Genomic DNA, 24,575 nt, shown 5'->3' on the forward strand with positions numbered 1-24,575 from the left:
TAGCTAAGTTATCTGCCGTTAGCTTAATAATAGCTAGGTTATCAATGGTTAAATTTTAAATAAGTAGGCTGAGGTACAACGCCATTAGCTCGTCACCGACTAATAACGCTATCCAACCAGCGAGAGCGAGAAAAGGGCCAAAGGGAAACGGTGCGCCGCGTAAGCGGGGTGAGCAGGCTTGGGCCATCAGGCCAACAATTGTTCCAAGCCCAGCGGAAAGTACCAACACTAACGGTAAAAAGCTCCACCCTAGCCAAGCTCCCAGCGCTGCCAGCAGTTTAAAGTCCCCAAAGCCCATGCCCTCTTTGCCAGTGATCAGTTTGAATAACCAATAAAAACTCCATAACGAAAGATAACCCACCATGACGCCAATCACCGCATCGGACAGCATGAATGGCTGGAAGAAAAGCTGAAAAAGTAAGCCTGCCCACAACAGCGGAAGGGTAAGAACATCAGGCAATAGCTGGGTACGAAAATCGATAACGGCGAGCGCTAACAGCGTCAAGCAAGCACCGTAAATGAACAATGACTCAGGGGTAAGTCCATGGAGCGCCAGAACAACCAAGGCAAGTAGTCCAGCCGCCATCTCTACTAATGGATATTGAATGCTAATGGTTTTTTGGCAGGCAGCACAGTGACCGCGGCGCTTTATCCAGCCAATAAGCGGTAGGTTGTCGTGCCATGCGATAGGCGTTTCACAGCGCGGGCACATGGAGCCAGGGGTTGCCAAGTTAAAGCGTGGAGCGTGTTCGTCACCTAGCTCAAGCGCTGCGCGTGCCTCGTGGCGCCAGCGACGCATTAGCATCACAGGCAAGCGTGTAATTACCACGTTGAGAAAACTGCCTAGGCACAACCCGATTAAAAAAATGATTAGCCACGCGATGAGCGGAGGGTGATGCATGTAGCTCCTTGGGAATTTAATGCGTTAGAAAACTTAGAGGGCAGCGCCCAAGTCAAAGATAGGTAAATACATGGAGACGACAACACCGCCGACTAATACGCCCAGTACCACAATGATGATGGGTTCCATCAGCGACGTGAGCGCATCGACTTTATTATCCACTTCTTCTTCATAGTAATCAGCGACACGGTTCAGCATAGCATCCAACGAGCCCGCCTCTTCACCAATGCTGACCATCTGGATCGCCAATGGAGGGAAGCGGTTGGTCATCCGCATAGCGAAGTGTAATTGCTGCCCAGTCGCAACATCCTGGCGTGTTTGCACCACCGCACGTTCGTACACTTTATTGCCCGTGGCGCCGGCGGCAGTGTCTAAGCCTTCGACTAGCGGCACGCCGGAGGCAAAGGTAGTTGCTAATGTACGTGAGAACCGAGCAATAGCAGATTTGTGCATAATATCGCCAATCACCGGTAAGCGCAGCAATAAGGCGTGCATACGATAGGCGATGTTGGGTGAACGCTGCATACTTATTTTGAGCAGGAGTACGGCGGCAATCACGGTACCAAGCGCGATTAGCCAATAACGCTGGGCAAACTCGGACAAACTCACGGTCATTTGGGTTAATGCAGGAAGCTCCGCACCAAAACTTTGAAACATATTTTCAAATTCAGGCACCACTTTAATTAACAGCAGCATGGTAACGGCGATGCCAATCGTCATAACGGCACACGGATACCAAAGCGCTTTCTTTACCCGCGCTTTAAGCGACTCTACCTTCTCTTTGTAAGTCGCAATCCGGTCCAGCATCTGATCCAACGCACCTGATTGTTCGCCAGCGTCGACTAAATTAACGAACAGACGATCAAAATGCTTAGGGTGGCGGCGTAATGCATCGGAAAAGCTAGCGCCAGATGACACATCGCTCATCATATGCTGGACAAGCGCGACCATCGCTGGTTTTTTAAGACTCTCGGCAACTACCTGCAACGCCTGCAGCAAGGGGATGCCCGCTCGAATCATGGTGGCCATTTGGCGCGCAAAAACCATAACGTCGTTGGGATTAATACGACCGTTACCGCCCAGGTTGCCTTTTTTGTTTATACGGCGGATAACGATATTTTGTTTCGTAAGCTCAGCGGCTACTTCAGTTTTGCTCCGACCAATCATCTCACCGCTTAGCGGCCTATCCTGCGGGCCTTTACCACTCCATTTCCAGCGGGCTAACTTGATGGGAGGCGATTGGCGTCTACGTGCTGTTTTCGCCATGCCTTACTCCTTACTCACTCGGTTAATCTCTTCTAGGCTGGTAATACCTTGCATGACTTTTAACAAGCCGCTGCGGTGAAGGCTGGGATAACCCTCTTTACGCGTCTGATGGTCGATATCTAACGCATTAGCATCACGCATGATCAATTGACGCATTGCTTCCGTAATAGGTACGACTTCATAAATGCCAATACGGCCTTTGTAGCCATGGGTACAGTGTTTACAGCCAACTGGCTTGTAAATAGTGGCTTGGTGAATTTCCTCACTGCTGAAACCCTCTTTGCGCAGTGCTTCGTGAGGAATATCAATAGGCTCTTTACAATGCATGCAAAGTTTACGAGCGAGACGTTGGGCGATAATCAAACTAACGGCGCTAGCAATGTTGAATGAGGACACGCCCATGTTAGCCAAGCGAGTGAGCGTTTCAGCCGCTGAGTTGGTGTGCACGGTAGAGAGCACCAAGTGACCCGTTTGCGCAGCCTTAACTGCAATTTCTGCCGTTTCAAGGTCGCGAATCTCGCCCACCATCACGACGTCAGGGTCTTGGCGAAGAAACGCACGCAAGGCACTGGCAAAATCTAGCCCTATTTTGGGCAATACGTTTACCTGGTTGATGCCGGCTACTTTGATTTCAACCGGGTCTTCGGCTGTACAAATATTTCGTTCAACTTTATTCAGGATGTTAATGCCGGTATACAGCGAAACGGTTTTACCGCTACCGGTCGGCCCGGTTACCAGAATCATACCCTGGGGCTGTTTTAATGCTTGCTCATAGTGGCCACGCTGCTCATCGGTAAAACCCAATTGTTCAATCCCTAACTGCGCAGCGGTAGGGTCTAAAATACGTAGCACTATTTTTTCGCCATACACCGTGGGAAGTGAGTTAACACGAAAATCGAGTGAGCGTATGCGTGAAAGTTTAAGTTTGATCGCCCCGTCCTGAGGTAAACGACGTTCAGAAATATCGAGGCGCGCCATGATTTTTAGGCGCGCCGCGATGCGGCTGCGCATGGCAAAGGGGGGACGTGCGACTTCAATTAGCATGCCATCAACACGAAAACGCACCCGGTAGAGTGTTTCGTAAGGCTCAAAATGAATATCGGACGCGCCACGACGGATGGCATCTAGCAGGATTTTATTCACAAATTTAACGATAGGCGCGTCCTCACTGTTTTGAGAGGACTCTTCTAGCGGTACTTCGTTATCATTGTTGTTAACGATATTGAGCGAGCTGACAGCATCATCAATATCGTCTAGCTCATCCAGCATGCCGCGTTCGTTTTGAGCAAGGTAGTTATTCAGTGCAACGGTAATTTGGTCCACGGGCGCGAGGACGCCTTCAACACTAAGCCCAGTGGCAAACTGTAGCTCATCCAGTTGAGTCAGTGTCGCGGGGTAGGGCACTGCTACCGTGAGGCGATGGCCGTGGCGTGCTAATGGCAATACGTTAAGGTTCTGCAACACTTTAATGGGGTAGTCAGAGGCGGGCGGCAGAGTGTTCAGGCGTAACGCTTCTAAATCAACGACCGGAAGCCCGTACTCCCAGCCTGCCGCCAAGGTGGCTTGAATAGGGTCGACCAAGCCGCTTTCAATCACATGCTGAAGTAACGATATTTCCAAATCCGACGCCGTTGTGCCCGCTGTTGAGGCCTGGGCATCAGTCAATAACCCGTGCTTAACCAAGCGCTGCGCAATGCCGCGCAGTCCACCGCGAGAAGCTGCGTGGCTTAAGGTTGACTCAAAAGGGGGCTGGCTCATCAAAAAAACCTGTTTTACATCAGCATAGGCGAACTACTTGTACCACACATTAGCGTTTACAGGCACTAAATGACTGGTTATTAAAAGCAGCTAAAGTAGTGCGAAGCTGGGCCGATAGGATTAAGAACGCGTGTTGTAAAAATAGATCGTGCAAGCTAATGTAGCGTCTATTAATTCTAATTCTTTTTAAGGGATTCATTCCCTTACAAAGGCTTGCCTTTTCCCAGGAGATGCCTTCATGCAGGACTCTGCCCAGCCTATCACTCGTAATACGAAGCAAAGCGGTTTTACGCTGATTGAACTGATGATCGTCGTCGCGATTATTGGTGTGCTAGCTTCTCTAGCCGTGCCCCAGTATCAGAATTACACCGCCCGAGCTCAGGCGAGTGAAGGACTGACAATTACTGGCGGTCTGCGGGCTGATATAGCTGAGCAATACTCTCTTACAGGTGGAATGCCTTCTACAATCGATGATGATGATATTACAGGTCGCTATGTGTCGGGTGTTAGTTATGAAAGTGAAGAATTGCAAGTAACTTTCAACAATGATAGCGCTCTTAACGGAGCCATCATGATTATTGCTCCTAACAGCGATGCTGCCGAGGGAGAGGGTGAGCCTTCCCGCAACCCGGGTAATGGCTGGACGTGTTCTTGGGGTAATGATAGCGATGATGCTCAAGCAAATTGGTTGCCCGCCGGTTGCCGAGATGATGATTAAAAAACTGAAAATTAATAGTTGAGGGCTTTATTAGCCCTTTTTTATATGTTCTGTGCGGAGTAAATGAAATGCCGAAGTTTCAGAAGGGTTTTACTCTGATAGAGCTAATGATTGTCGTTGCAATTATCGGTGTTCTGGCTGCCATTGCGGTACCCCAATACCAAAACTACACTGCTCGGGCTCAGGTTTCTGAGGCTTTGAACGTGCTTAGCGGTGTTAAAAGCGAACTCGGCGAGCGCTACGCCATGGAAGGTAGCTTTGGCTCTGGCAATCTCCTCAACCAGTCTGAGCTAGTCAGCCAAACCCAATACATCGATTCTATTGACTATTACACTACTGATGGTGGGCGTGGTGTCGATATTGGTATTCGAATGAAAAACGCTGCGCCGGTCTCTCAAGCAATTCGTAACAACCGTTTTCGCATTGAAGTAAGAGCAAACGAAGGTTCCATTACATGGGAATGTATGCCTGCTCAACAGCAGCCTATTGACCCAAAATACTTGCCTGGCAGCTGTCGCTCGTAAACTCCTTCTTCCTTCCTTAATCCCTACGCATTTGCTCTTTACACTGTGAGTTCTGAACCAAAGTGAGGAGCTTACAGTGAATCCTATCAAGCTAGTTGCTCTGAGTGCATTTGGCGTACTGCTACTTAATAATGCTGCCTTCGCTCAGCCTGACCATGCCCAGGCCCATGGCGCCCGTGACAAAGGCCAGCAACACGAATCTAACCAAGCTGGTCATTCTCGCGATGAGCGGGTCGATTTACCACGCATCAATGAGCGTGAGCTTCGCCAACTATTGCGCCAGCATGACGCACCGCGAGCTGAAGCATTGCCGCCGGGTATTCAGCGCAATTTAGAGCGTGGTAAGCCTTTGCCTCCGGGCATCGCCAAGCGGTTTGACGCCCAGTTAGCATCACAATTGCCCCGCTACCCAGGCTACGAGTGGGAGCGTGTCGGTGCTGATGTAGTGTTAATCGAAGCTGCTACGCGCATTGTGGTGGATGTACTGGTAGACGTATTGCGCTAACGGCCGTGACTGGAAGTCGACATGACTCGAAAATTACCGCTCGGCGGCTTATGGTAGAAGCTCTTGGCATCATCGCGTTCTAAAGGGAGATTCAATGAGCGATTACACATTAGCCGCACGTCTTGAACGGGCTATTTCCATCGCCGAAGAAGCGGGGCAGATGATTATCAAAGCGCGGGAACAGCAAGACTTTGCCAAGCGCTTAAAAAAAGATAATGAATTGGTTACCGATGTCGATGTGGCCGTGGATGAGCTTATTCGTCAACGTTTGGAAGAACACTTCCCTGGTGAGGCGCGGCTAAGCGAGGAACTGGCTCCTGAAAGTGCCTTGCAGGTGGAAGCCCCAAGGCTATGGGTAGTAGACCCTATTGATGGAACGGTTAATTTCGCCCAAGGTTTACGCCATGTCGCGGTCTCCATTGGCTGGATGGAAGCAGGCGTGGCAAAAGTGGGGGTTGTCCATGCGCCATTTTTAGGCGAAACCTTCAGCGCTGCTGAAGGCACTGGCGCTTTTTGCAATGGTCAGCCTATCCATCCCAGCAACGCGGATTCGTTGGCGCACACCCTGGTAGGCACCGGTTTTCCCTATCGAAAAGAAGGGCGGAAGCATCTTTTAAAGCGTTTAGAGGCTGTGCTTATTGAGTGTCAGGATATTCGCCGTAACGGTGCTGCGGCGCTTGATCTGTGCGATGTTGCCTGTGGCCGTTTGGATGCGTACTACGAAAGCGTCTCACCCTGGGATTTTGTCGCGGGTTGGGTCATTGCCCGAGAAGCCGGTGCGCGCGTTGGACACTTGTATGAAGCCCCCCAATCGGTGCCAGAAGATCTCTACCCAGAGCATTTGTTAGTCGCAGCCCCTAGCGTCTATGACGCCATGGCTTATCTGTTGCTCGACGCTGATCAACACTAGCAACAAGCATTTTCCATTTAAAAGGAAGGGCGACAAATACTTGATAAGAAAGCGCTATAGGGGCTTTTCATTTAAGCAAGAAACCGCTAGTATACGCACCGTCTTGAGGCAAAGATGTAGCGGCCAAGAAAGACAGCGGAGCGTGGCGCAGCTTGGTAGCGCGTTGCAATGGGGTTGCAAAGGTCGCAGGTTCGAATCCTGTCGCTCCGACCAAGGAATTCAAGGACTTACGGGAATTGGAAGTTCGAAAAAAGCTCTGATGATCCACTCGTGAATCCCTATTGAATCCAAAATCAACACCTCCACGGGGTGCCCTGATTTTGAAATTCAGACACTAAACCAGCCTCAAACGGGCTGGTTTTTTGTGTGCGCGTGAAAAACGTAGCATTATTTACCCATGGCCAATATAACTGCTCTGTCCGGGGAAGAGTGCAATGGGTAGTCTTACGTCGCTTACCAAAAAAATTACCACCACCTCGCTAACCAACGCTAAACGCAGCCAGATCGATCGTCTCTACGATACCGAGATTAAGGGCTTCTTTGCGCGCTTTAATGTCGATGGCACCGCCACCCTTAATTTTCGCTACCGCTCAAAGGTCATCGCCAATCGCAGGCCGGTGATCAAAATAGGCGTGTGGCCAACGCTCAGCGCGGATATGGCCCGGAAGACAGCGGTAAAGTGGGTAGAGCGTCTGTCCAATGGCATTGAGCCCAAGTTCGAGATAGAACGCCAGCGGCAGGAAGAGACCGCCAAGCGTAAACAAAAGGCGCTTAAAAAAGCCAGCATCCTTGGCACGTTTATCGATACCCACTATGAAGCTCACATGAGCCGCAACAAGCGGGGCGATCAGGACGTGAGTCGGCTTAAGCGACGGTTCGCAAATTTCCTGTCGATGGATATGAACGAGCTGACCAAGGTGCATGTATATGAGGCTCAGGATAAAGCCGAGAAAAGTGTCAGCTTCCACACCTTCAAACGTGATTACGCAGTGCTACAGGGCACTTTAAATTACGCCGTAGAAATGGAAGTGATCAAAACCAATCCAATCAGCGGTGTTTCGTTAAAGCGGCCTAAGTCAGTTGCCGACGATTTAATGCGCAATGATTTTGAACTCGGCGAAAGAAGGGCGTTAAGCGAACAGGAGGTTGTGGGTCTTTTCCGTGGCTTAGACGGCTATACCGAAAGCATGAAAGATATGCGTCGGCGTTCACGGCTTAAAAAGTCAAATAGACATTTGCCCAATTGGGATGAAGTTACTTATGTCGACCATGTCGTTCCCATTATCCTGTTTATTTATTACACCGGGTTTCGAAATGGCGACGTGTTGGGTTTGCGATGGGAACATTTAAACGCCGACTTCAGTCAGGTGGGCAAAGTGATCGAAAAGATCGCACATCACGGTAAGGGCAAAATGTATTTCCCATTAGTAACGCCCTGCCAGGAAATGATCAGAGTGTGGTGGGAGCAAGAGGGCAAGCCGACTGAAGGGTGGGTATTTTGCTCCCCGAGGCACCGCGACCAACGACGTCGGTTATCGGAAAGCGCTATGCGTAAGGCGTGGAAAAAGGTTAAAGAGTTCGGGGGCTTAGACGAGTCGCTTGATCTTTATACGCTTAGGCACAATTTCGCGTCTCAGCACCTTATGGCAGGATCGGACGTGCAAATGGTCAGTAAATTAATGGGCCACTCGGACATTCAGACCACCATGTCCCATTACAGCCATTTGACACAAAGCCACCTTGCGGAGACCCTGAAGAGAGCAGAGCGTCTGTTTAACCCTCAATAACGCAGGCAAAAAAATAGAGGCACTGTCCTAGTGCCTCTGTCTCCCAAATCACAACACGCGACTGCGCCTACTGTTGCTTTGCCTATAATAGTCGGCGCTTTATTAGTAAGCAAGTGCTTACTTACATTGTGGCCTTTTATTTTCCTTGTCTTACACTTGGCTTTAATAGAAACTCTCCTGGCGGTGAGGGGCAAAGCGCTCTTTGATCAATTGCATGTTGGCAATCATGAGCACCTTACGCTCAATAATAGTGGTGTCTAAAAATTAATAAGGGAAGCGTGGTGGAAAATTCAGTCAGTGGGAATGAAACGGTAGATCATGAAGAGAAAGTGGCCGATGGGGGTTTCAAGCAACTGGCTTATAAACTGCCCGCGATTTTAGCTGTTTTGTGTGTGATGGGTTTTTTATTGCAAGCATCCGCGTCTTCAGGGCTGCCTATGCTTTTATCGACACTGAGCTTTTTGGGCATGTTGGTCGTGTATTTAGGCTTCACCCTTTTTGCACTCTATCGCTCAATTGCTAGTAACGGCGTGCGGTCAAGGGCTGTTGCTGCGTTAGTTGCTTTGTTTGTTTTATGCGCATCATCTATTAGAAATACTGTAGAGGTGATCTTAGGGGAGTTTAAGTGGGAGCATGTTGAGCGCATCTGGGAAATGGGTGACTTTGATACCGTCCTGATCAGCAGTTTGACGAATTCCGCCTTTTTTGTTGTCGTCATTCATCTATGCGTGATGCTGGCATTCAAAAATAAAAGAAACGTAACCTCCATTTTGAATGTCACGCTGTATTGGTCAATCGCACTTCTCATTTATACCAATATTGACCCCTTCCGGCAGGCGATGTTTTCAACCCTATAGAAATAAAAAGAGCCGCTTATGCGGCTCCTTTCGTTATAGCTGTTAAATCTTTATCCCTGGGCTTTCCGGCAAGTCACGGAAGCAAACGAACCGAGGATGACGCAGCGAGCCGTCCGGGGTTACTTCCATATACTCCACCTCGACCAGTCGGCCGATCAAGCTAGTCTCCTTGTCCTCCCACATGGAGCGTCGTAGAGCGTCGGTAAGACCAGACCCTACGTTGACCTCAACCCCATTGAAGTCGACGATCAGTGCGCCCATTTGCCCCTCGTATTTGCCTGTCCCTTCCTCATAACCGACGATCTTCAGGTCAGCACTTTCCTCTGACTTCATTTTCATCCAGTTATAACTGCGGCGGAATGAATAAGAGGCTTTAGGGTTCTTTAATACTGCGCCCTCGAAGCCTTCTTCTTGATAAGAGGCGAATTCATTTTTAGCCGAGTTTTCATCATACACCACAACCGTCGGCACCAACTTAATGCGACTATCTGGGTGCTGTTTAATATGAGCAGTGTGGGTATGTAATAGCGTTCGTGTTCGAATAGCTTGATTAACCGGGAAGTCGCCATCAAAGAACGCTTTCGCGGGAATGTAATCGTAAATATGGAAGTCGGTATTACTTGTTGCGGCGTCCTTTTTGCGAGCTGCACTAATGGTCTCTTTAAAGTCTTTACCGAAAACTTCGCCATCTAAGAAGATACCGCTGTGTTCAAGCAGGTCGTGACATAGCGTTTTGGCAAATGCCAATATGCTCTCGTCCAAGTGACCATTGGACGTAAAAAGAAGCCCCGCTCGGCTGTAATACGTCACCTTGTTGGTTGCCAACTCAACGTGTGCAAGGGTTCGCACGCCATCAAGTTTCGGCTGAATGATCATCGGCCACTCACAGCGAGCGAAGTCCACTGGCTCAGCCAGGGAACAGTCAAACTTGGGTATGTAGTGTTTGAGTTCCTTGTTGATGATGGTGGCCCCCATTCCAGCGTCAGGGCGCTTGTTCAGGCAACGCAGGAACAGATCAGCGGCCCAAGTAGGCAATGACGCTGCCATGTCTTCTGCGGCCTGTTTGGCGGCATTACCAGTGATCTCCCGAGACTCCAGCTTGAGCAGTAGTTCGAAGGCTTCGTCCCAGCTTTGGGTAGGCTCATCAGTGCCGACAACCCAGCCTTTCTTCGGCTTTACATTGAACACGCGCAGCGGCGAATAGAGGCAGTGCATGATCTCCTTGGCAGCTTCACAAACGGTTCCAGCATCGTCACAGAGGTTGCGCCGGATTAAGTCTTTACGTGTCGCTAGGTTTGCAGGCTTCGCTGCCACAATAAGGCGGTAAACGCGCTGAGCGGGGGTCATTGCAATTTGGACGGGTGCGTTCATATAAGTCACCTATTACTTACTGTTTTAGATAATAGAAGAGAGCATTACCGACAGCATCGCTGATGTCGTCTTTATGATGACTGGAAAGCTAATGGCGAGCATCGCCCCCAGTAAACAAACAGTATTCATCCGATAGCGTAGGGGCATTCCCCCTGGGTGCTTGCGGAAGACCGACCAAATGAAGTAGGGGAGGCTCAGTGTGATAAACGTGTAGTAAATCACCGCCAGACTGACGTCATTTGGGTTATCGACGTTGATATGGTTGAAGGCGAAAAGCCCATAGACAAAGCTGAGTGCAAACAGCGGGAACATCGGTTCATCCTCCTGGCGAGAATGTCTTTTTAGTAAATTGGGCATTCAGCGCGTTACGGGCATGCGCCTGTATCTGCTGTTGTTTGGCGATAGCTCGCACGGCCAACTCTTGATAACGGCGTTCATACACATGAGCCAGCTCATCCACGACAAACTCAATGCGATCAACCGGAACCCTGACCATCATGGCCAAGCGAATCGCGGCTTCTGGATATAGATTTGCATCGATGTTGGTGACCCATTGGCGAATGACCTCTAACGCATATTCACCCCGTTCCCGGCGCAGTTCGTCTTCTCTGTCGGCAATCTTCACAGGGTTGGTCAGATAGGGCCGATCTTGCATGGTGTCGAGTATGCGAATGATCAGGTCGAGGTCTTTCATCATCGAGTCCAGCTTGTCCGAATTTCTAGCCAGGTAGGACTTACCCATTCTGCGAGGCTGAAGCATGATCATGGTCATGGTTTGGCTGTCTCGCTTAGGCTGTCCGTCCAGATTGCTCGACTACCGTCATTCGGCTTAATGCGGAGCTGATAGGTGTCGCTGTTCACTTCGCGGGTATGGATATTCGTCAGGGGTCTACCGCGAAGAACACCGGTCACTTTCCCTACAATCCGACGGTGCTTGGCTTTAACGACAGTTTCGTATTCAACTTCGGTGCCTAACATCGGATGATTTTCGATAAGGTCCATGGCGTCTCGCCCTCGCTAAGCGTCTTTGCCTGAACGGTGATCGTTGATGCTGATCTTCTCGAATTCCCACCCCTCAAACTTGGTCTTGATACTCTCTTCCGGCCCCCACCAGCACTCGCAGCCGAAGACCTCAGTGCCATCGTCCATCTTCAGGCAGATGTTCGTGTGACCCATTTCATTCAGCATTTGCCCGAAACCGCCTGCGTTGGCGGGTGGGACTTTGTCTTCGATCCGGGTGCCGAATCCTAAGAACTTCACGACACCGCCATTCGCGCTTATCAATGCGCCTACCCGCTGACCAACTGAAGTCATTGTCTTTACCTCTGGGGAGAAGAGAGCCGCCCGTAGACGGCTCTCGTATCTGGGATTAGCGACCGGCGATGCGGTTGCTGTTCATCATGACGGCGGTGGCCACCGCTTCCAGACTGGCTGCATCTGCATCACTGCGAGCTTGAACCAGGACGTCGGTGCAGGGCACTTCCACGGTGGTGTCGATAAACTTGTCCTCGATCACCACGTCTTGGAAGGTGTAGACCGAATCGCCGTTGGGCAGCTTGTCGTTAAGGCTCCAATCGTTGACGTTGATAATGCGCAAACCGCTGTCTTTGGCATTAACCGCCTCTAGGAACTTGTGGTTTAGGTTGAGCGGTGACGTTACCCACAAAAAGGCGTCCATTTGGCCAGTTTTTACTTGGGCAAGCGTGCGAATGCCGCCCTGGTAGAAAGTGCTGGCTTTCATGTAGTCGCTTTCCAGCGTGCGTAGGTAATCCCACGTTTCCGCCGATCCGGTGCCTTGCTCACCCACCGCGATCTTCACGCCTTCTTTACCCAGGTCATCTTCATCGTCAATCGGGCCATCGACCGCTGTTGCGATGTAAACGCACTCCTGGCCCAGCGCACCGATAGTCTCTACGGCCGCACCGGGGTTGTGATTCAACCAAGCGGCGAGGGCGTCGGCTTGAGTAAAACCCACGTCTACTTCTCCGGCGCCCAGACGATCCAGGTTCTCGACCGACCCGCGTGAAGCGACCAGATTGTTCTCGACGCGCTGCTCATGAAGAATTTTGCTGAGGTTTGCCCCGAACACGTTGTGGTAGGTGCCACCGGCCACACCGGAACTGATCACTAATGGCTCAGCGTGAGCGCTTAAAGAAGCAGCCAGAGCGAGTGAGACTGTGAGAGCGATAACGGTTTTTTTCACGATACTTTCCTTTCATCCAGGTTTTTGGCCAACTTGACCAGGTAGTGAGCTATGACGATCAGCAAACCGATTGCTATCAACGCCATAACGGTCTTCTTAATGACTGCCGCAAACATCACGCTGAAAAAGACCAGCGCAAAGAGTGCGAGCAGTGAGAAAAGCCCAACCTTCTTCAAACTTCGTTTCATGGGTGGCTCCAACTACCGCGCACTCGGAAGCACGCGGCATCGTTTGGTTATGCTGCTGCGGAATACTTGGTGAGTTTTGCGTTCAACGTGTCGATAGAGACCGGCAGGTTGATCGATGCCTGAATATTGGCGTTCTCGATGCCTTCTGGCAGATAGGCGTCACATTCCGGCCACAATTCGCGCAGCTTCTTGATCGAGGTGCAGTTGTTGAGGATGCCGCGGATAGTCCCGCCGATTTCCTCGGCTTCTTTGGTAAGCTCTTCCAATGCGGTGTGGTTGTTCAGGATGGCTTCAGCCAACACCGGGTTCTTCACGATGATTTGGTCGCTGCGATGGTTGTAGCGAACAATGCGATACTCGGTCTCGGTCTTCACATGGAGAAACAAGTTGTCGTAATCCATGCAGGAAAAGCTGTGAGAGGTGGTGAAGCTGAGGCAGATAGCCATGCCGTTGCAATTCAGATTAGCGCTGGTATCGGTGCAGTAGTTTGTCTTTGCTGTTGCATTGGGGCCGAGAATGCTGCTCAACACCTTACTGGCTGCTTTGACGGAATCGATCGCCGCTCGGGCTTCCGCTTCACGACCATTCAGTGACTCCAGGCGGGCTGCCTCTGCCAATCGCGCTGACTCTTCAAGTAATTCCTTACGACGCGGCCATAGGGTCTTTTTGATTACCGATGACAGAATTGCGCCCTTAGCGGCTTTGTTTAGGCGTGTGCTCATGATTTCGTTCCTTGCGTTTGGGTATTAAGTCAGTTGTTACTTACTACTACAGTTACAAAAATAGCGCGTTAAGCACTGGTGTTACAGCATTCCAATAAGTTGAAGAAGCGCGATAATTGCTAAGCCAGCGATGAAAAACCCGACGAGGGTTACCACCGCTAAAATGGCCCCGATAATCCAAAAAGCCATTCGCGCCTGCTCCTTGCGACCACGCATCATGCTGTCGATTTTACGTTCGAAGTCGGTCATTGCATGATCGCCTGGATACGTGGATACACGCGGTCTTTCGGTGCGCGTTCCGGGTCTAACCGAGACAGCTCATCCAACACTTTGTCGGCGTCTTTGGCCATCTTCGCGATATGCGGACGCATCACTAACTTCATGCGATTGCCGCCATCACCACCGCAGGAGTCGAACTCCGCATATACCGCTGAAACCAAGCGCTTGGCTTTACGGCGAAGGAGGATCAACCTCACGCTGCGCCAGATACTCTTCCAGGTTATGTCGTTCATTTCTCACCCATATAACAAATGGAATGCTACGTAGCCGATCACGATGACCGGGGCCATCAGCAGCAACTTAACGGCTGTCCAAAAAATACCTTTCATCAAGCGATCAAATCCCACCATTAACTCAATCATCGCTGCCTACTCCAGTTAGTGTCTAAAGTAAGTATCGCTTGAGTCGTTGAGGGTTGAAAGCGTCTCAATGACTGGCATTAAAGCGCTATGCCGCCCCGTCCTTCATCATTTCGTTGATCACATCGGCGAACATATTGCCGGTGGGTTCAAACGTCTCAGACTCGACCCTTTTGGGCTTCTCAATCGACGTCTTGCTAGCCGCCGCTTGCGTTGCGTTGGCTATCTGTTCCTCGTTCATCGCGGTGCGGCTGGTGGCGATGATCGCAGTGCGACGACGACGACTTAGCCGCTCGCTCTCTATACGATCTTGATCCCGTTTCTCACGGGCCTCGACCAGTGCCGTATACGATTCAAAGAACAGCGCCTTGCCGGCCTTTTTCTCTGCGAGCATCATCTTGATGGCAGGGCAGGTGCGAGCATCAATGGCCGCTCGGCAATCATCGAAACCTCTTAGTCTGTCTTCCTTATAGGCGTAGACAGTGCGCTGGCATACCGCATAAGTCGGGTGACGGTTAGTGCATTCGCAAGAGAAGCCGTAAAGGTTATCTCCGGTCATCGAGAGCGGAATCTTGGCTCGCGTCATGACTATCTCCGAATGACAGCGGTGAGCCCTGCCAGAGCGCCCCAAGTGTTATTGGTTTCAGCCATCAGAGCGCTCTCATGACGCATCACCAAGTCTTGGATGGTGGGCACTAGCTGCGGGAACAGATTTCCGCGGGTGTTCTTGGAGAGATACTGAGCCGACAGCCAGCGCATATCCCGGTGGTAGCCAGTGGGAATATCCAGATCGTCAGAATTCCACACGGTCATCAGCGAGTTTTTAAGCATTGCCTCGATAACGTGGCCGTTTTGGTAAAAGCCTTTGGCATCGACCACTTGGCGGGTCTCAGCAACGTCATCTTGTGGATTGCCAATGAGTATTTCGTAGCGCATCTGCTTCAACTTGTCGCTCAGCGGCAACGAAATGAAATTGGTTGCGTCTCGCGGCACCAAAATATTGACCTGCAAGCTGCGATTGATGGCCAGTCGATCACCAAAAGACGTGGCAATCTCTTCGGTATATTCACGCACTTTCTTCGGCGACTCGGGTCGACTGAAGTTGGCACTGAAAATACGGAACCATTCTGGCAAGAAGGTCGGTATGTTTGCGTGATAGACGGCTTTCAGCGTGTTCGAACTGTCCTGATCCTGATAAAGCGGCAGTAGGGCGGACTTGTTAGAACCCAGCTCGTTATGAATGGCAAGTGCGCCAAGAAAGATGCCATCCATGATGGGCGACTTGCCCGTTGAATCTGGAAATTCACCTAGCAGGCGTGCAGTCACGAACGGCACGACGTAGCTATCCTCGTTGGTGTATTCAGGTTTTATCTGTGCAGCTTCCATGTTGTTCCTCGTGTGTATTTGGGAAGTAACGAATTACTTACTATATTCTAACTATAAGAACACTGGTGTCATAGCATTTGCAAGCGCATTTTCATCTGCAATGCCTTTGAGTAAGGCTGCGCCTGTGAAATTGCCCGTCCGACTTCGGCTGGCGTGGCTTCATTGGGGTCGAGTCCGGTTGGCAGAAGAGCCATACGACAACTGAAACCGTGCTGAGTCAGCAGATCGCAGGCTTTGAGAGCGTCGCGGATCGCTGCCGGTTCGGAGTCCCACATGAAGGTAACGGTTTTGAGGCCCGCTTCTTTGAGCATCAGAAAAGCGGATAGCTGATCCTCGCCATCGTCACTTGTTTGCGACAAGTGCTTGCCGAAGGTGCCGACTGCCTCGACATCATCCATACCCTGATCCCACAGATATTGGCTGAGTGACCAGACGTCGAATGCGCCTTCACCGACGATAACGTGCTGCTTGCCCAGTGCGTTATGACCGTTGTAGAGATAAGCCCCGGACGCTGGCATGCCCAACGCGAAGCGATATTTGTCCTCCTGAGTGCCGGTTATGTCACGGCCCTGAAACGTCTTCAGGTCGCCGGTTATGTCAAAGACCGGAATGATCACGCGCTGATAAAAGTCCTGCTGACTCTCGTAGCCGTTCAGCTCGTAACGGAACACGCCGGTATCCGAGAAGTGGAGCTTGAACTTGGCGCAGGTTTTCGCTGTGACTCCACGCTCCCATAGATACGTGGGAATGGAGCCGCCTTCAGCGGGCAGGGTGATGATGGGGTCGGGCAGGCCGCTAAGCGCTTTAAACGTGGTCTCCCGATGTTCGCGCTCAACGACATACCCCATTGCATCGAAGTAGCCCTCAAGGTGATCGATGACCTGCTTACCGCTGGGGGCGTCAATGGTCGCTTTTACAAACGACCACTTGTTGAAGTTCTCTCCAGGCGGATGGTCACCTGCAAAGCAGTTCCCAAGCCCTGATTGTTCGTTAAGATAAACCTTCCAGCTATCGCTACCACAAACAGGGCACTCTTTAAGGATGAGTTGGGTGCCTTTCCGTGAGCGCGACGTTTTGTAGGTGATGCCCTGGGTGTCCAGGTAGTCTCGAAGATCAAGGTCTTCGAGCATCTGCTTCAAATTTGCCATGATAGTAACTCGTTACTGATATAACTGGATGCAAGGATGCACGAAGAATCGTTGGGAGTATCGCTAATTAACCTGGCTTTCCGTCCGGGTTTATCAGTTGTTCACCAATTTCTTCATAGTCGCTGTCGTTGAAGCCGAAGTGGTCGTCATCCTCCCAACAGTGACCGTCCCATTTCGATGTAATCCATCGTCCTTGATCCTTAACCCAGTATTTTCCCGCCTCACGCTTTATCTTGGGGTTCGCCACGACCTTTGTCCGCCATTGAGTGTTTGTTCTATTTGCTAATTATTCGCTAACGATCATTGGGGTTCATCTGCTCAATGCAGACGTTTTTTGACAACAATGGTTAGACTGGTAGGGCTAGGCTGACTGTATTTCTCGACGACAAAGTGAGCCTCAACCAGCGCGATCCACACGTCTGGCGACAGCACCGATAGGTGTAGCGGTTGACCAATCGTGACTCTGCCCAGGTTATCGGGCACCACGCAGATTTCGAACACGCCGTTATCGCGTGTTTGGCTAGCAATGGCAGCCAAGACAGCTTCAACTTTTTCAGGCGGTATATGCTCCATCACATCGATGCAAATGAAGTGGTCTGTCTCGATCCCTTCCATTAGCCAAAGATTCTGATGGGAGAACGTAAGCTGCTCGCTCAGACGTCCTCTAACAGCCTCATCAAGCGCGTTATCGCAGTGATCAACCATCGTCACCACATAGCCCATATCGTGCAGCAGAAGCGATCCTCGACCCGTTCCCGAGCCATACTCTGCGACGGTGGTGCCAGTGAATAAGCCTCGGACAAACGAGGGGTTTCGTTTTACGAACTTCTCGGCAGGCGAGTAGTCGCGGTAAACATCAAACCCCCACACCCTTTCATACTTCTCACGCTCAATAGCGGCAAGATCGTTCGTCATGATTCGCTCTGATCACAAACTACGTTGGCTTACAGGACGTCGTCGGGGTCGATGACGTCGCTGAACTGGGCTTGGAGTCCTTTGTAATCAATCAAGCCTGCCGAGAAAGCGAGTCGAGCAATGATAGGCACGCGGCCCACTTTGAGCTGGAAGATCAGAGAACCGGCACAGACAGAATCTTTCGACCCTGGCTGATAATGTTCACCTTCCTCCCCATCTTCATCGTGGTCTCTACTGCCGCTTAACGTCTTGTGGCAGTAGAAGGCTTTACCGTCGTCCTGTATCAGATCGTTGGCGATCTGCTCGATACGTCCCGGCATCAGATCGATAGCCTGGTCGTCGTTGCGGAACGGGCAGTTTGCACACGGTTTCTTTAGCCTAAAAGGGTGATCTTTTGCCATGACTATCCTATTAGTAAGTAAGCGATGAGTCACTATGCTATGAAAAAAATAGGGGGCAAATGCCCCCAAGATTTACAGCTTATCTTTGAGTTCTATATAACCTTTTGCCAGCGCTTCTAGTAACTCCTTAATACTGGGGTAGCCGTAATCTTCGGCGATTTCCAATAAAGCGTCGCGATTTTCAACACTGGTAGCAAAAGCAACATTGACCTTGCCCTCGCGATACCTTGCCCTTCGGAGCCTCGCCTGCTCGCGTTGACGGGTTAATTTATCCTCAGTCATAAGGTCTCCCTGACTTTTACGTTACGTCAAGTATCTTGGTTAAGAACTGCATGCGCTCTAAGTCTTGCTTGATGCGAATGGTAATGTCGCTGCGCTGGTTACGAGACGCGGCAAAATACAACCTCGCTTCTTGATTAGCCTTCTCTTCCTCGGTCTTGTTGATCGAGATAACTAAGTCGGCAATACGTATTTTGTTAAAGTCCTCAGCGACGTCGGTCATCGTGGCCACTGAAGAACGAGCACCCTCGCGATTGGTCTGGGTGGCGGTGAGCAAAGCTACGTCATACTGCATGGCAATCGCCCGCAGACCGACATAGATACTCTTGCTGTTTTCGATGGGGTCTTGAGTGCGGAAATCGGGCGCCATTATGTCACCGTAGTCCACAATAACCATATCAAAAACGATCCCGCGCGCCTTGTAATGCTCAATAAGGCGAGCGAGCTGCTTAGGTGTGAAAGAGCCAGTAGGGAACTGATGAAGGATAAACTTGCCAGCCTTGCCAGCTAATTTCTCAATCTCATCCCTGACTTCATCAGACTTATCGGTCAACTCAGCCATTGCCACGCTGGAGAGCGAGGCATCGATACGATCCGCCAATACCAAATCACTGACTTCCAGCGATACGTAAAGCACATCGTATCCCGCCACACAGGCGTTCGTGCCAAACTGAGCTAAGCCGGTGGATTTGCCCGCTTTCGGGCCACCCATGAGCAGCACCATTTCTTTCCTGGCCCATCCACCGTGATATAAAAGCGAATCGATCCCAGGGTAGCCGGTGGTAATGCTCACATCAGAGGCGCTTATCTTGCCACTCTTACGATCTTCACGAACTTCCGTCCGAGAAGCCAAGCGCTCGAAATAATCGTAACCTTGATTGGCGTCGTTAGCACCTACCATTATGGCTTTTTGAAACACTTGTTCGACTTGACCATAGTCTAAATCGACACCTGCTTTCTCTGCACGCTCCATATCCTCGACGACCTTGAACAACGCCGCTTGCAGAGCCCGATGGCGTGCAAACGTCGTGACCTGCTCGACGAGGTATTTCAAATCCCCCAGCGGCTCGTCATAGACTTCTTTCATGACGCGCTTGATGTCGGGGATCAGTTCTTTCTTCAGGCGGCCAGTCTTGATAGCCCCTTGAATATATGACGCCAACGTCCGTGTGCTGGGTGCGCTTTCATACTTTTTGAAGTGATTTTTGGCAACGGCAACAAGGAAGCGGGAGGCCGCATCGGTGAAGAAGTCCTTGTCGACCAAATCCTCACACTGCTGAAGAAACGAGGTGTCTCGCAGCGTGTGACTCACCACTTTTACCTCGAATTCAGGCGAAAAGGGTGAGGTAGAACTGCCGGACGTGCCGGCGGTTCCAATGGAAGCGATTACGGAAGCAGCGCTGCTCATTACGGTTTAACCCTCAACCGGCATCACGATTCGAGCGATGGCTGACTTGAAGATAATCTCGCGATCCCCGCAGTGCTCGATGGCGACGGAGTATCGATCGAAGCCGATCGGTTTGACTGCGCTCAGCACGGTGCCATCTAGCAATACGATGGCAATCGGGGTCTGATTGCGGATCATCCCCACAAGGGCGGATTCGTGTTGCTCAAGCTGGCGACGAGCGGGCGGCTTGGCCTTCTTCGCATCTTTGAAGCTAGGCTTGCTCTGGCTGTGAGCGTCCACACGGCGAGCGACGCTAGTGGAAAGGATTGGGCGACTGGCGGTGCTTTTCATTGGTGCTTCCTTGATTTCAGTGTGTTGAGTGCTGCAACTCAATAATAAGTAACGACTGACAGGGGTTAATCAGCCCCATACAGTTCTTTTGCGACGCGGAGAGCCTTCTCCACGACTGCCTTGCCGAAGCGCTGTGCAGCCAGTTCTTCAGAGAGGTGTTCGTAACGGTGAATGAGCGTGGCCAGGGCGAACTCTTTGTGAGCCTTCGTCTCAACCTGATCGAGTAGATAATTGCGGTATTCGACCTGATGCCATTCGTCTCCCGCGTCCCGGTGGTAACAAGGCTCGTAAGCAGTGCGAATCCGAGTGCGGAGGCTGTCGTTCCAGGCAGTCAGGGCAACCTGAATGTGGTCTTCGTGATAGAGCTGGCTAACGCGGGGTAGCTGCGTCCAGTTACGTGCTTCTGCCCAGTCCATGATCGTGCGGCAGTAGTAGTCGTAAGTGACACCGATGCTGTCTGCGGCCTGTCGCGCTTTCCAGAGCGACGTCATTTGTGTAGGAGTAGAGCGACACAATGAGGTGGCCTTAATTCCCTTGTGGAACCAGTGAGAGTTCACATCTTCACGTTTTCGCATCACCCAGGCGTGTTCCGAGCGGTAGGCTTCTAGAAACAGGGCTGTCGCCTGCCAGGGGTGCAGGATGCGATAGTCGAACCACTTGGATGCCATTAAGTCCGCTTCCCGCAACAGCAGGTCACGCTTAATTTCACTCATGACAACCTCATCCATATCCGAAGTGGAGAGGTCTTCGTAGAGTTCAACGCCTTTGCGTCCCCGATACCTGTCACGTAGATTCTCAGGCAGCTCAGCAAGCGGAATATGCTTTACCGGACGGCTATTCATGTCATGAACGGCATGATCTCTACGAGGTTTTGTGGCTGCCATGATTCTCACCTTATGAAAGTAAGTTGTTACTTACTGGAATGATCTTACACTAGCATTCAATCGTTAGGTAGCGGAAGCTGAAAATCTTGTTTTTTGACGTCGAGCCGAAGGCGAGGCTGACCCTCATCCGAGGATTAGTAGAGCTGAGGCAAAGTTGTTGTATTGAATGCCTTATTCCCTGTATATAAACCCCTTATCCGAAGAATAGAGTAATTATGTTTAAGGAACATTTAGCAGAAATTGCGCGGATCGGAGCGGCGGCAGCGGTTACGTCTTTCATGATCACGTTCGGCATCCGTGCTTTTGGCTTAGGGCTACTCGGAGACGGCGCTTTTGTCAGTTTCGTGGGTCTTACACTGATCGTTTGCACCGTCATCCTTCTGTGGAATCGGCTATCCGAGTTGAGTCTACTTGGCAGTCGGGTGAAGCTGAGAGACTTAACCAACAGTGCGGAGGATGCGATCAAAAATCTTGAGCGCGGGCGAATCAATCTTTACCGCACCATCCTTGGTTTAAAGATGCGATTTAGTGGTGGACTCGGTCGTTTGTATTTGGATGATCGTGCCGAGGGGTTTCTGGATGCTGTTGAGGTAATTCGCCAGGAGGGGCTTTTTGCTGACCTGTCGCCAGATATATACCTGCATACCAACGCCTTGATTGCATCGATCTATATGAAACTGAGTAGTAATGCAAATTCAGCGCCGCCCTTCGACAAAAGCGATTTGAATCCGACTGAGCTTGTGAGTGTCTTCGAAGGCTGGGCTGCTTCGGATGGTCGCGATCATCTGGAGACCGGGAACATCCCCGATTACATGAAAAGCATTAATTACCTCAAGCGGCTTATTGCGATAAACGAAGAGTCGGCGCCCAAATAGAAGACCCCGGACGCTTTGCCGGGGTCTGTTGGGTGATCGTTTGAGAAATCGCGTATAAGCTCCGTTCCGTATACCCCTAAGTCATCGCACTATGTCGGATACGAACGCGCTCAGGGACGCTTATCTGCTCGATCTAGCGCTATTTAGATAGCGCTTTTACACTGCGACGCTTAACAGCTCGGGATACGTCTCGTAGTTCTCCACAATGCGTCGTGTTAGGTCAGAGCGAACCGAGTCGCTTGCCTCAAAGACGACTGCCCCAAAGCCTGGGGAGCGGCTGAACCGTTGATAAGCATCATCGAGACCGTTACGAGCGGCGCGAATGTCCTGCTGCGTGCTGTCGCCGTTAATCACGACTCGCACGTTTTCACCTAAGCGGGTGAGGAACAGCTTCATCTGCTTGGTGGTGGTGTTCTGCGCTTCGTCCAGAATCACGAAAGCGTTCTTGAAGGTGCGGCCCCGCATGTAAGCGAAAGGCGCAATCTCGATCTTTCCGGTGCCAATCAGGTATTGAACGAACGACTTACCCAGACGCTCTTCAAGCACCTCACGAACCGGCACGAAGAAGGGCGCAAATTTCTCTCCAACGTCACCGGGCAGGAAGCCCATGTTTTCGTCGGCCTCTACCACCGGGCGAGTGATGACGATCTTATCGACCTCTTTAGCGAGAAGAGCGTCACAAGCCATTGCCGTGGACACAAACGTCTTTCCGGTTCCGGCTGGGCCAATACCGAACGTGATGTCATTGCCGCTGATGGAGCAAGCGTAGTGACCTTGTGCTTCGGTGCGGGCTTCAATGGGCTCGCGCACACGACGGGTCTGCGCTTGAGCCAGATAGCGGGCGACGTCTTCGGTAACTACAGCTCCGGCTTGGGTGCGGTGATGGCTGGCGTATTGCTCAGTCGGCTGACTATTGCGGCAATTGTGCTTGTCGCGACGGTCAGCTTGGCGCTGGTGGTTCTTCTGTTGCTTGCGGTTTGATCGAGACATTTGAAAGTCCTATGAAAAAGGCGGCCGAGGCCGCCCTAGATCACTTAACGCCAGCCGCTTCTTTCATAGCAGCGACAAGTTTGTCATCGACCTTATTGGTCGTGTGGGTTGAGATTTCTTCCACCAGAGCAATCGTGACGACGGTCACTAGCTTCTGGGTCAGAAGGGTCTTCAGCATGCCAACCAAAAGAACAGGGATGATGTTCATCGATCTCTCTCCGCTAGTAAGTAAGCGATTACTTACTATATCAGGCGGTAATTAAATAGACCATATAAGCACATGACATTATTGCTGCTACGCTTCGTTACCCGATGTTGAACGCAGGGATGATGCTGGTTTCCTTCCGTTTGGGACGCGGATGGTCACCGTGGAAGCCGACGACTTTGGCTCCGGTGATCGACTCAAGTGCGCCCTCGAAGATGGCCTTCGAGAAGTGATAGTGGTTGTGGCAGGTTTCGACCCAGTTATCGCCTTCCAGATACATACAGGCGCCCTTACAAATCTGGAGGTAGGGACACTGACTGCAATGCTCGCGCTGGCTCCAGTGCCAACTGGTGTTTAGCTTCACGTTGGCGATGTCATGGATGGTGCCGATGCCGTGCCCCGACTTCGGGCCGGTGTTCTGGCAGGTCACGACGTTGCCTTTCAGGTCAACCGCGATGTCCCCAGGACGGTCCATGCCGCACTTCTGGCCGAGTGCCACGCTTGGCTTGCGGGCAGCCAGCGTTCTCATAAACTCATACACCCGCGCCGACAGACTGAACGAGCGGTGACGGGTGGAGGTTAGATTCTTTTTGATCGAGTGCTCAAGTCGCTGGTAGTCCTCGGCGGTGAAGTGTCTGATCTCACCCGAACCGTCGAATTCGTAGTGACTGACCACGCCTTCGATGTTGACGAAGACCGCTGGATGCACGCGGGACTGGAACCACTTCACCAGTTCATCAATATCGGTGTTTCTGGGGGTGATCACCGAGCTGATGCAGATGTGAGCCTTGGAGCCGTTTTCAATCCGTTCGATCAGTAGCCGTCTTATCTGATCAAGAACGCCCGGCTTGTCGAAGGGGTCTTCGCCACGCATGGACTGTGCCGGGCCGTCGTGAGAGATGGCGATGTTGATGCCGTTGCTTATGATGACGTCAACTTTATCCTCGGTCAGCAGCGAGCCGTTAGTGACGATCGAGAGTTCGGCCGCAGGCCATTTGTTGACCAGCAGAGGGATTAGCGCCTCAATGCGACGCCAGTAGAGCAGGGGTTCACCACCCCAGAACTCGATCCGTTTTGGCGCGGTCGTGACCCACTTGTCGAGGTCGCTGATGAATTGCTGCACGTCACCCACTCCGGTCTTCACATCGCTCTCGGTGAAAGACGCCTGAGAGCAGTAGGAGCAGGAGTAGTTGCACTTTAGGCCAAGCTGAATCTTCAGGGTCTCCAAGTCGCCTGACTTGCCGACCGGATTTTCGGGGCTGAACACGGTCGCAGGGGTGTGATCCCTGTTGTAGACGCCGTTGATCATGTTATTGCCGTCGGCGTCAGTCAGCCGATTGGTGTGGTGGTCATAGTGGAGTGAGAACACCTCACCGCTGTCTCTCTGCATATCGATGACGAACATA

General features: G+C 51.3%; 33 protein-coding genes and 1 tRNA gene. 8 read left to right on the forward strand and 26 right to left on the reverse strand.

Going from position 1 to position 24,575, the window contains the following annotated elements; all coding sequences use genetic code 11:
* Nucleotides 1-55: 55 nt before the first annotated feature.
* From ACW44H_RS08495 to pilB, 3 genes are read right to left on the reverse strand one after another with little or no spacing between them, the layout of a single operon-like run.
* Entirely contained in the window at nucleotides 56-901 is an 846-nt protein-coding gene (locus ACW44H_RS08495) for a prepilin peptidase (RefSeq protein ID WP_457508429.1), read from the reverse strand.
* A 33-nt stretch (nucleotides 902-934) separates the two neighbouring features.
* Nucleotides 935-2,167 carry a type II secretion system F family protein gene (locus ACW44H_RS08500; protein WP_457508431.1) on the reverse strand — a complete coding sequence of 411 codons (1,233 nt, stop codon included), beginning with the start codon at nucleotides 2,165-2,167 and terminating at the stop codon, nucleotides 935-937.
* Between the two features lie 3 nt (nucleotides 2,168-2,170).
* Nucleotides 2,171-3,925 (reverse strand): type IV-A pilus assembly ATPase PilB, encoded by a 1,755-nt coding sequence (pilB, locus tag ACW44H_RS08505; RefSeq protein WP_457508433.1) that lies wholly within the window; start codon nucleotides 3,923-3,925, stop codon nucleotides 2,171-2,173.
* Between the two features lie 238 nt (nucleotides 3,926-4,163).
* Between pilB and ACW44H_RS08510 the strand changes: the two genes are divergently transcribed.
* The 7 genes from ACW44H_RS08510 to ACW44H_RS08540 all read left to right on the forward strand — a co-directional run bounded on the left by ACW44H_RS08510 (nucleotide 4,164) and on the right by ACW44H_RS08540 (nucleotide 9,226).
* Nucleotides 4,164-4,643, forward strand: coding sequence for a pilin (locus ACW44H_RS08510; protein ID WP_457508435.1), 480 nt, complete (start codon nucleotides 4,164-4,166; stop codon nucleotides 4,641-4,643).
* Nucleotides 4,644-4,711: 68 nt separating this feature from the next.
* Complete coding sequence (locus ACW44H_RS08515) at nucleotides 4,712-5,167, forward strand: pilin (RefSeq protein WP_457508437.1); 456 nt, start codon at nucleotides 4,712-4,714, stop codon at nucleotides 5,165-5,167.
* Between the two features lie 76 nt (nucleotides 5,168-5,243).
* A complete protein-coding gene (locus ACW44H_RS08520; protein WP_457508439.1) occupies nucleotides 5,244-5,672 on the forward strand; it encodes an anti-virulence regulator CigR family protein in 429 nt (142 codons plus the stop codon).
* 94 nt (nucleotides 5,673-5,766) lie between these two features.
* Nucleotides 5,767-6,582: an inositol monophosphatase family protein gene (locus ACW44H_RS08525; protein WP_457508441.1), complete on the forward strand. Its 816-nt coding sequence runs from the start codon at nucleotides 5,767-5,769 to the stop codon at nucleotides 6,580-6,582.
* A gap of 136 nt (nucleotides 6,583-6,718) precedes the next feature.
* Nucleotides 6,719-6,795 (forward strand) — tRNA-Pro (locus ACW44H_RS08530).
* A 221-nt stretch (nucleotides 6,796-7,016) separates the two neighbouring features.
* On the forward strand, nucleotides 7,017-8,369 hold the full coding sequence (locus ACW44H_RS08535) for a tyrosine-type recombinase/integrase (RefSeq protein ID WP_457508443.1): 1,353 nt from the start codon (nucleotides 7,017-7,019) through the stop codon (nucleotides 8,367-8,369).
* Nucleotides 8,370-8,650: 281 nt separating this feature from the next.
* Complete coding sequence (locus tag ACW44H_RS08540) at nucleotides 8,651-9,226, forward strand: hypothetical protein (protein WP_457508445.1); 576 nt, start codon at nucleotides 8,651-8,653, stop codon at nucleotides 9,224-9,226.
* A gap of 42 nt (nucleotides 9,227-9,268) precedes the next feature.
* Here the strand turns inward: ACW44H_RS08540 and ACW44H_RS08545 are convergent, their stop codons facing one another.
* The 20 genes from ACW44H_RS08545 to ACW44H_RS08640 form a co-directional block, all read right to left on the reverse strand.
* Nucleotides 9,269-10,597: an ATP-dependent DNA ligase gene (locus ACW44H_RS08545; protein ID WP_457508447.1), complete on the reverse strand. Its 1,329-nt coding sequence runs from the start codon at nucleotides 10,595-10,597 to the stop codon at nucleotides 9,269-9,271.
* 24 nt (nucleotides 10,598-10,621) lie between these two features.
* The gene (locus ACW44H_RS08550) at nucleotides 10,622-10,909 is read right to left on the reverse strand and encodes a hypothetical protein (RefSeq protein WP_457508449.1); all 288 of its coding nucleotides are present in this window, start codon (nucleotides 10,907-10,909) and stop codon (nucleotides 10,622-10,624) included.
* A gap of 4 nt (nucleotides 10,910-10,913) precedes the next feature.
* A complete protein-coding gene (locus ACW44H_RS08555; RefSeq protein WP_457508451.1) occupies nucleotides 10,914-11,357 on the reverse strand; it encodes a hypothetical protein in 444 nt (147 codons plus the stop codon).
* Between the two features lie 8 nt (nucleotides 11,358-11,365).
* Nucleotides 11,366-11,599, reverse strand: coding sequence for a hypothetical protein (locus ACW44H_RS08560; RefSeq protein ID WP_457508453.1), 234 nt, complete (start codon nucleotides 11,597-11,599; stop codon nucleotides 11,366-11,368).
* A gap of 15 nt (nucleotides 11,600-11,614) precedes the next feature.
* Complete coding sequence (locus ACW44H_RS08565) at nucleotides 11,615-11,911, reverse strand: hypothetical protein (RefSeq protein WP_457508455.1); 297 nt, start codon at nucleotides 11,909-11,911, stop codon at nucleotides 11,615-11,617.
* Nucleotides 11,912-11,966: 55 nt separating this feature from the next.
* Nucleotides 11,967-12,800: a TAXI family TRAP transporter solute-binding subunit gene (locus tag ACW44H_RS08570; protein WP_457508457.1), complete on the reverse strand. Its 834-nt coding sequence runs from the start codon at nucleotides 12,798-12,800 to the stop codon at nucleotides 11,967-11,969.
* Nucleotides 12,797-12,988 carry a hypothetical protein gene (locus ACW44H_RS08575; RefSeq protein ID WP_457508458.1) on the reverse strand — a complete coding sequence of 64 codons (192 nt, stop codon included), beginning with the start codon at nucleotides 12,986-12,988 and terminating at the stop codon, nucleotides 12,797-12,799. The genes ACW44H_RS08570 and ACW44H_RS08575 overlap by 4 nt, the downstream gene beginning before the upstream one ends.
* Nucleotides 12,989-13,035: 47 nt before the next feature.
* On the reverse strand, nucleotides 13,036-13,710 hold the full coding sequence (locus tag ACW44H_RS08580; RefSeq protein WP_457508460.1) for an Nmad5 family putative nucleotide modification protein: 675 nt from the start codon (nucleotides 13,708-13,710) through the stop codon (nucleotides 13,036-13,038).
* A gap of 81 nt (nucleotides 13,711-13,791) precedes the next feature.
* A complete protein-coding gene (locus ACW44H_RS08585) occupies nucleotides 13,792-13,959 on the reverse strand; it encodes a hypothetical protein (protein WP_457508461.1) in 168 nt (55 codons plus the stop codon).
* Entirely contained in the window at nucleotides 13,956-14,222 is a 267-nt protein-coding gene (locus ACW44H_RS08590) for a hypothetical protein (protein WP_457508463.1), read from the reverse strand. Before ACW44H_RS08590 ends, ACW44H_RS08585 begins: the two co-directional genes overlap by 4 nt.
* Nucleotides 14,223-14,225: 3 nt before the next feature.
* A complete protein-coding gene (locus tag ACW44H_RS08595; protein WP_457508465.1) occupies nucleotides 14,226-14,351 on the reverse strand; it encodes a hypothetical protein in 126 nt (41 codons plus the stop codon).
* A gap of 85 nt (nucleotides 14,352-14,436) precedes the next feature.
* Nucleotides 14,437-14,934 (reverse strand): hypothetical protein, encoded by a 498-nt coding sequence (locus tag ACW44H_RS08600; RefSeq protein ID WP_457508467.1) that lies wholly within the window; start codon nucleotides 14,932-14,934, stop codon nucleotides 14,437-14,439.
* 2 nt (nucleotides 14,935-14,936) lie between these two features.
* Nucleotides 14,937-15,734 carry a hypothetical protein gene (locus ACW44H_RS08605; protein ID WP_457508469.1) on the reverse strand — a complete coding sequence of 266 codons (798 nt, stop codon included), beginning with the start codon at nucleotides 15,732-15,734 and terminating at the stop codon, nucleotides 14,937-14,939.
* A 68-nt stretch (nucleotides 15,735-15,802) separates the two neighbouring features.
* Entirely contained in the window at nucleotides 15,803-16,882 is a 1,080-nt protein-coding gene (locus ACW44H_RS08610; protein WP_457508471.1) for a toprim domain-containing protein, read from the reverse strand.
* A 318-nt stretch (nucleotides 16,883-17,200) separates the two neighbouring features.
* A complete protein-coding gene (locus ACW44H_RS08615) occupies nucleotides 17,201-17,797 on the reverse strand; it encodes a class I SAM-dependent methyltransferase (RefSeq protein WP_457508473.1) in 597 nt (198 codons plus the stop codon).
* A 29-nt stretch (nucleotides 17,798-17,826) separates the two neighbouring features.
* Nucleotides 17,827-18,117 (reverse strand): hypothetical protein, encoded by a 291-nt coding sequence (locus tag ACW44H_RS08620; RefSeq protein WP_457508475.1) that lies wholly within the window; start codon nucleotides 18,115-18,117, stop codon nucleotides 17,827-17,829.
* Between the two features lie 153 nt (nucleotides 18,118-18,270).
* The gene (locus ACW44H_RS08625) at nucleotides 18,271-18,480 is read right to left on the reverse strand and encodes a hypothetical protein (RefSeq protein ID WP_457508477.1); all 210 of its coding nucleotides are present in this window, start codon (nucleotides 18,478-18,480) and stop codon (nucleotides 18,271-18,273) included.
* 16 nt (nucleotides 18,481-18,496) lie between these two features.
* Nucleotides 18,497-19,885, reverse strand: coding sequence for a DnaB-like helicase C-terminal domain-containing protein (locus ACW44H_RS08630; protein WP_457508479.1), 1,389 nt, complete (start codon nucleotides 19,883-19,885; stop codon nucleotides 18,497-18,499).
* A gap of 6 nt (nucleotides 19,886-19,891) precedes the next feature.
* The gene (locus tag ACW44H_RS08635; RefSeq protein ID WP_457508481.1) at nucleotides 19,892-20,215 is read right to left on the reverse strand and encodes an RNA chaperone Hfq; all 324 of its coding nucleotides are present in this window, start codon (nucleotides 20,213-20,215) and stop codon (nucleotides 19,892-19,894) included.
* 65 nt (nucleotides 20,216-20,280) lie between these two features.
* Nucleotides 20,281-21,099 carry a hypothetical protein gene (locus tag ACW44H_RS08640; protein WP_457508482.1) on the reverse strand — a complete coding sequence of 273 codons (819 nt, stop codon included), beginning with the start codon at nucleotides 21,097-21,099 and terminating at the stop codon, nucleotides 20,281-20,283.
* A 215-nt stretch (nucleotides 21,100-21,314) separates the two neighbouring features.
* Between ACW44H_RS08640 and ACW44H_RS08645 the strand changes: the two genes are divergently transcribed.
* Complete coding sequence (locus tag ACW44H_RS08645) at nucleotides 21,315-21,974, forward strand: hypothetical protein (protein ID WP_457508484.1); 660 nt, start codon at nucleotides 21,315-21,317, stop codon at nucleotides 21,972-21,974.
* Between the two features lie 156 nt (nucleotides 21,975-22,130).
* On the opposite strand, the gene ACW44H_RS08650 is transcribed toward ACW44H_RS08645, so the two are convergent.
* From ACW44H_RS08650 to ACW44H_RS08660, 3 genes are all read right to left on the reverse strand, one after another.
* Nucleotides 22,131-22,964 carry a PhoH family protein gene (locus ACW44H_RS08650; protein ID WP_457508486.1) on the reverse strand — a complete coding sequence of 278 codons (834 nt, stop codon included), beginning with the start codon at nucleotides 22,962-22,964 and terminating at the stop codon, nucleotides 22,131-22,133.
* Between the two features lie 40 nt (nucleotides 22,965-23,004).
* The gene (locus tag ACW44H_RS08655; RefSeq protein ID WP_457508488.1) at nucleotides 23,005-23,172 is read right to left on the reverse strand and encodes a hypothetical protein; all 168 of its coding nucleotides are present in this window, start codon (nucleotides 23,170-23,172) and stop codon (nucleotides 23,005-23,007) included.
* A gap of 97 nt (nucleotides 23,173-23,269) precedes the next feature.
* Complete coding sequence (locus ACW44H_RS08660) at nucleotides 23,270-24,574, reverse strand: radical SAM protein (RefSeq protein WP_457508490.1); 1,305 nt, start codon at nucleotides 24,572-24,574, stop codon at nucleotides 23,270-23,272.
* Between the last annotated feature and the right edge of the window lies 1 nt (nucleotide 24,575).

It is taken from the genome of Vreelandella sulfidaeris Esulfide1 (assembly GCF_054072535.1).

Bases quoted from the DNA above. Each gene is read 5' to 3' on its own strand.
- ACW44H_RS08495 (WP_457508429.1), bottom strand. From the start codon at position 901: ATGCATCACCCTCCGCTCATCGCGTGGCTAATCATTTTTTTAATCGGG.
- ACW44H_RS08500 (WP_457508431.1), bottom strand. From the start codon at position 2,167: ATGGCGAAAACAGCACGTAGACGCCAATCGCCTCCCATCAAGTTAGCC.
- pilB (WP_457508433.1), bottom strand. From the start codon at position 3,925: ATGAGCCAGCCCCCTTTTGAGTCAACCTTAAGCCACGCAGCTTCTCGC.
- ACW44H_RS08510 (WP_457508435.1), top strand. From the start codon at position 4,164: ATGCAGGACTCTGCCCAGCCTATCACTCGTAATACGAAGCAAAGCGGT.
- ACW44H_RS08515 (WP_457508437.1), top strand. From the start codon at position 4,712: ATGCCGAAGTTTCAGAAGGGTTTTACTCTGATAGAGCTAATGATTGTC.
- ACW44H_RS08525 (WP_457508441.1), top strand. From the start codon at position 5,767: ATGAGCGATTACACATTAGCCGCACGTCTTGAACGGGCTATTTCCATC.
- ACW44H_RS08535 (WP_457508443.1), top strand. From the start codon at position 7,017: ATGGGTAGTCTTACGTCGCTTACCAAAAAAATTACCACCACCTCGCTA.
- ACW44H_RS08545 (WP_457508447.1), bottom strand. From the start codon at position 10,597: ATGAACGCACCCGTCCAAATTGCAATGACCCCCGCTCAGCGCGTTTAC.
- ACW44H_RS08550 (WP_457508449.1), bottom strand. From the start codon at position 10,909: ATGTTCCCGCTGTTTGCACTCAGCTTTGTCTATGGGCTTTTCGCCTTC.
- ACW44H_RS08555 (WP_457508451.1), bottom strand. From the start codon at position 11,357: ATGCTTCAGCCTCGCAGAATGGGTAAGTCCTACCTGGCTAGAAATTCG.
- ACW44H_RS08560 (WP_457508453.1), bottom strand. From the start codon at position 11,599: ATGGACCTTATCGAAAATCATCCGATGTTAGGCACCGAAGTTGAATAC.
- ACW44H_RS08565 (WP_457508455.1), bottom strand. From the start codon at position 11,911: ATGACTTCAGTTGGTCAGCGGGTAGGCGCATTGATAAGCGCGAATGGC.
- ACW44H_RS08575 (WP_457508458.1), bottom strand. From the start codon at position 12,988: ATGAAACGAAGTTTGAAGAAGGTTGGGCTTTTCTCACTGCTCGCACTC.
- ACW44H_RS08580 (WP_457508460.1), bottom strand. From the start codon at position 13,710: ATGAGCACACGCCTAAACAAAGCCGCTAAGGGCGCAATTCTGTCATCG.
- ACW44H_RS08585 (WP_457508461.1), bottom strand. From the start codon at position 13,959: ATGACCGACTTCGAACGTAAAATCGACAGCATGATGCGTGGTCGCAAG.
- ACW44H_RS08590 (WP_457508463.1), bottom strand. From the start codon at position 14,222: ATGAACGACATAACCTGGAAGAGTATCTGGCGCAGCGTGAGGTTGATC.
- ACW44H_RS08595 (WP_457508465.1), bottom strand. From the start codon at position 14,351: ATGATTGAGTTAATGGTGGGATTTGATCGCTTGATGAAAGGTATTTTT.
- ACW44H_RS08600 (WP_457508467.1), bottom strand. From the start codon at position 14,934: ATGACGCGAGCCAAGATTCCGCTCTCGATGACCGGAGATAACCTTTAC.
- ACW44H_RS08605 (WP_457508469.1), bottom strand. From the start codon at position 15,734: ATGGAAGCTGCACAGATAAAACCTGAATACACCAACGAGGATAGCTAC.
- ACW44H_RS08610 (WP_457508471.1), bottom strand. From the start codon at position 16,882: ATGGCAAATTTGAAGCAGATGCTCGAAGACCTTGATCTTCGAGACTAC.
- ACW44H_RS08615 (WP_457508473.1), bottom strand. From the start codon at position 17,797: ATGACGAACGATCTTGCCGCTATTGAGCGTGAGAAGTATGAAAGGGTG.
- ACW44H_RS08620 (WP_457508475.1), bottom strand. From the start codon at position 18,117: ATGCCGGGACGTATCGAGCAGATCGCCAACGATCTGATACAGGACGAC.
- ACW44H_RS08625 (WP_457508477.1), bottom strand. From the start codon at position 18,480: ATGACTGAGGATAAATTAACCCGTCAACGCGAGCAGGCGAGGCTCCGA.
- ACW44H_RS08630 (WP_457508479.1), bottom strand. From the start codon at position 19,885: ATGAGCAGCGCTGCTTCCGTAATCGCTTCCATTGGAACCGCCGGCACG.
- ACW44H_RS08635 (WP_457508481.1), bottom strand. From the start codon at position 20,215: ATGAAAAGCACCGCCAGTCGCCCAATCCTTTCCACTAGCGTCGCTCGC.
- ACW44H_RS08640 (WP_457508482.1), bottom strand. From the start codon at position 21,099: ATGGCAGCCACAAAACCTCGTAGAGATCATGCCGTTCATGACATGAAT.
- ACW44H_RS08645 (WP_457508484.1), top strand. From the start codon at position 21,315: ATGTTTAAGGAACATTTAGCAGAAATTGCGCGGATCGGAGCGGCGGCA.
- ACW44H_RS08650 (WP_457508486.1), bottom strand. From the start codon at position 22,964: ATGTCTCGATCAAACCGCAAGCAACAGAAGAACCACCAGCGCCAAGCT.
- ACW44H_RS08655 (WP_457508488.1), bottom strand. From the start codon at position 23,172: ATGAACATCATCCCTGTTCTTTTGGTTGGCATGCTGAAGACCCTTCTG.
- ACW44H_RS08660 (WP_457508490.1), bottom strand. From the start codon at position 24,574: ATGTTCGTCATCGATATGCAGAGAGACAGCGGTGAGGTGTTCTCACTC.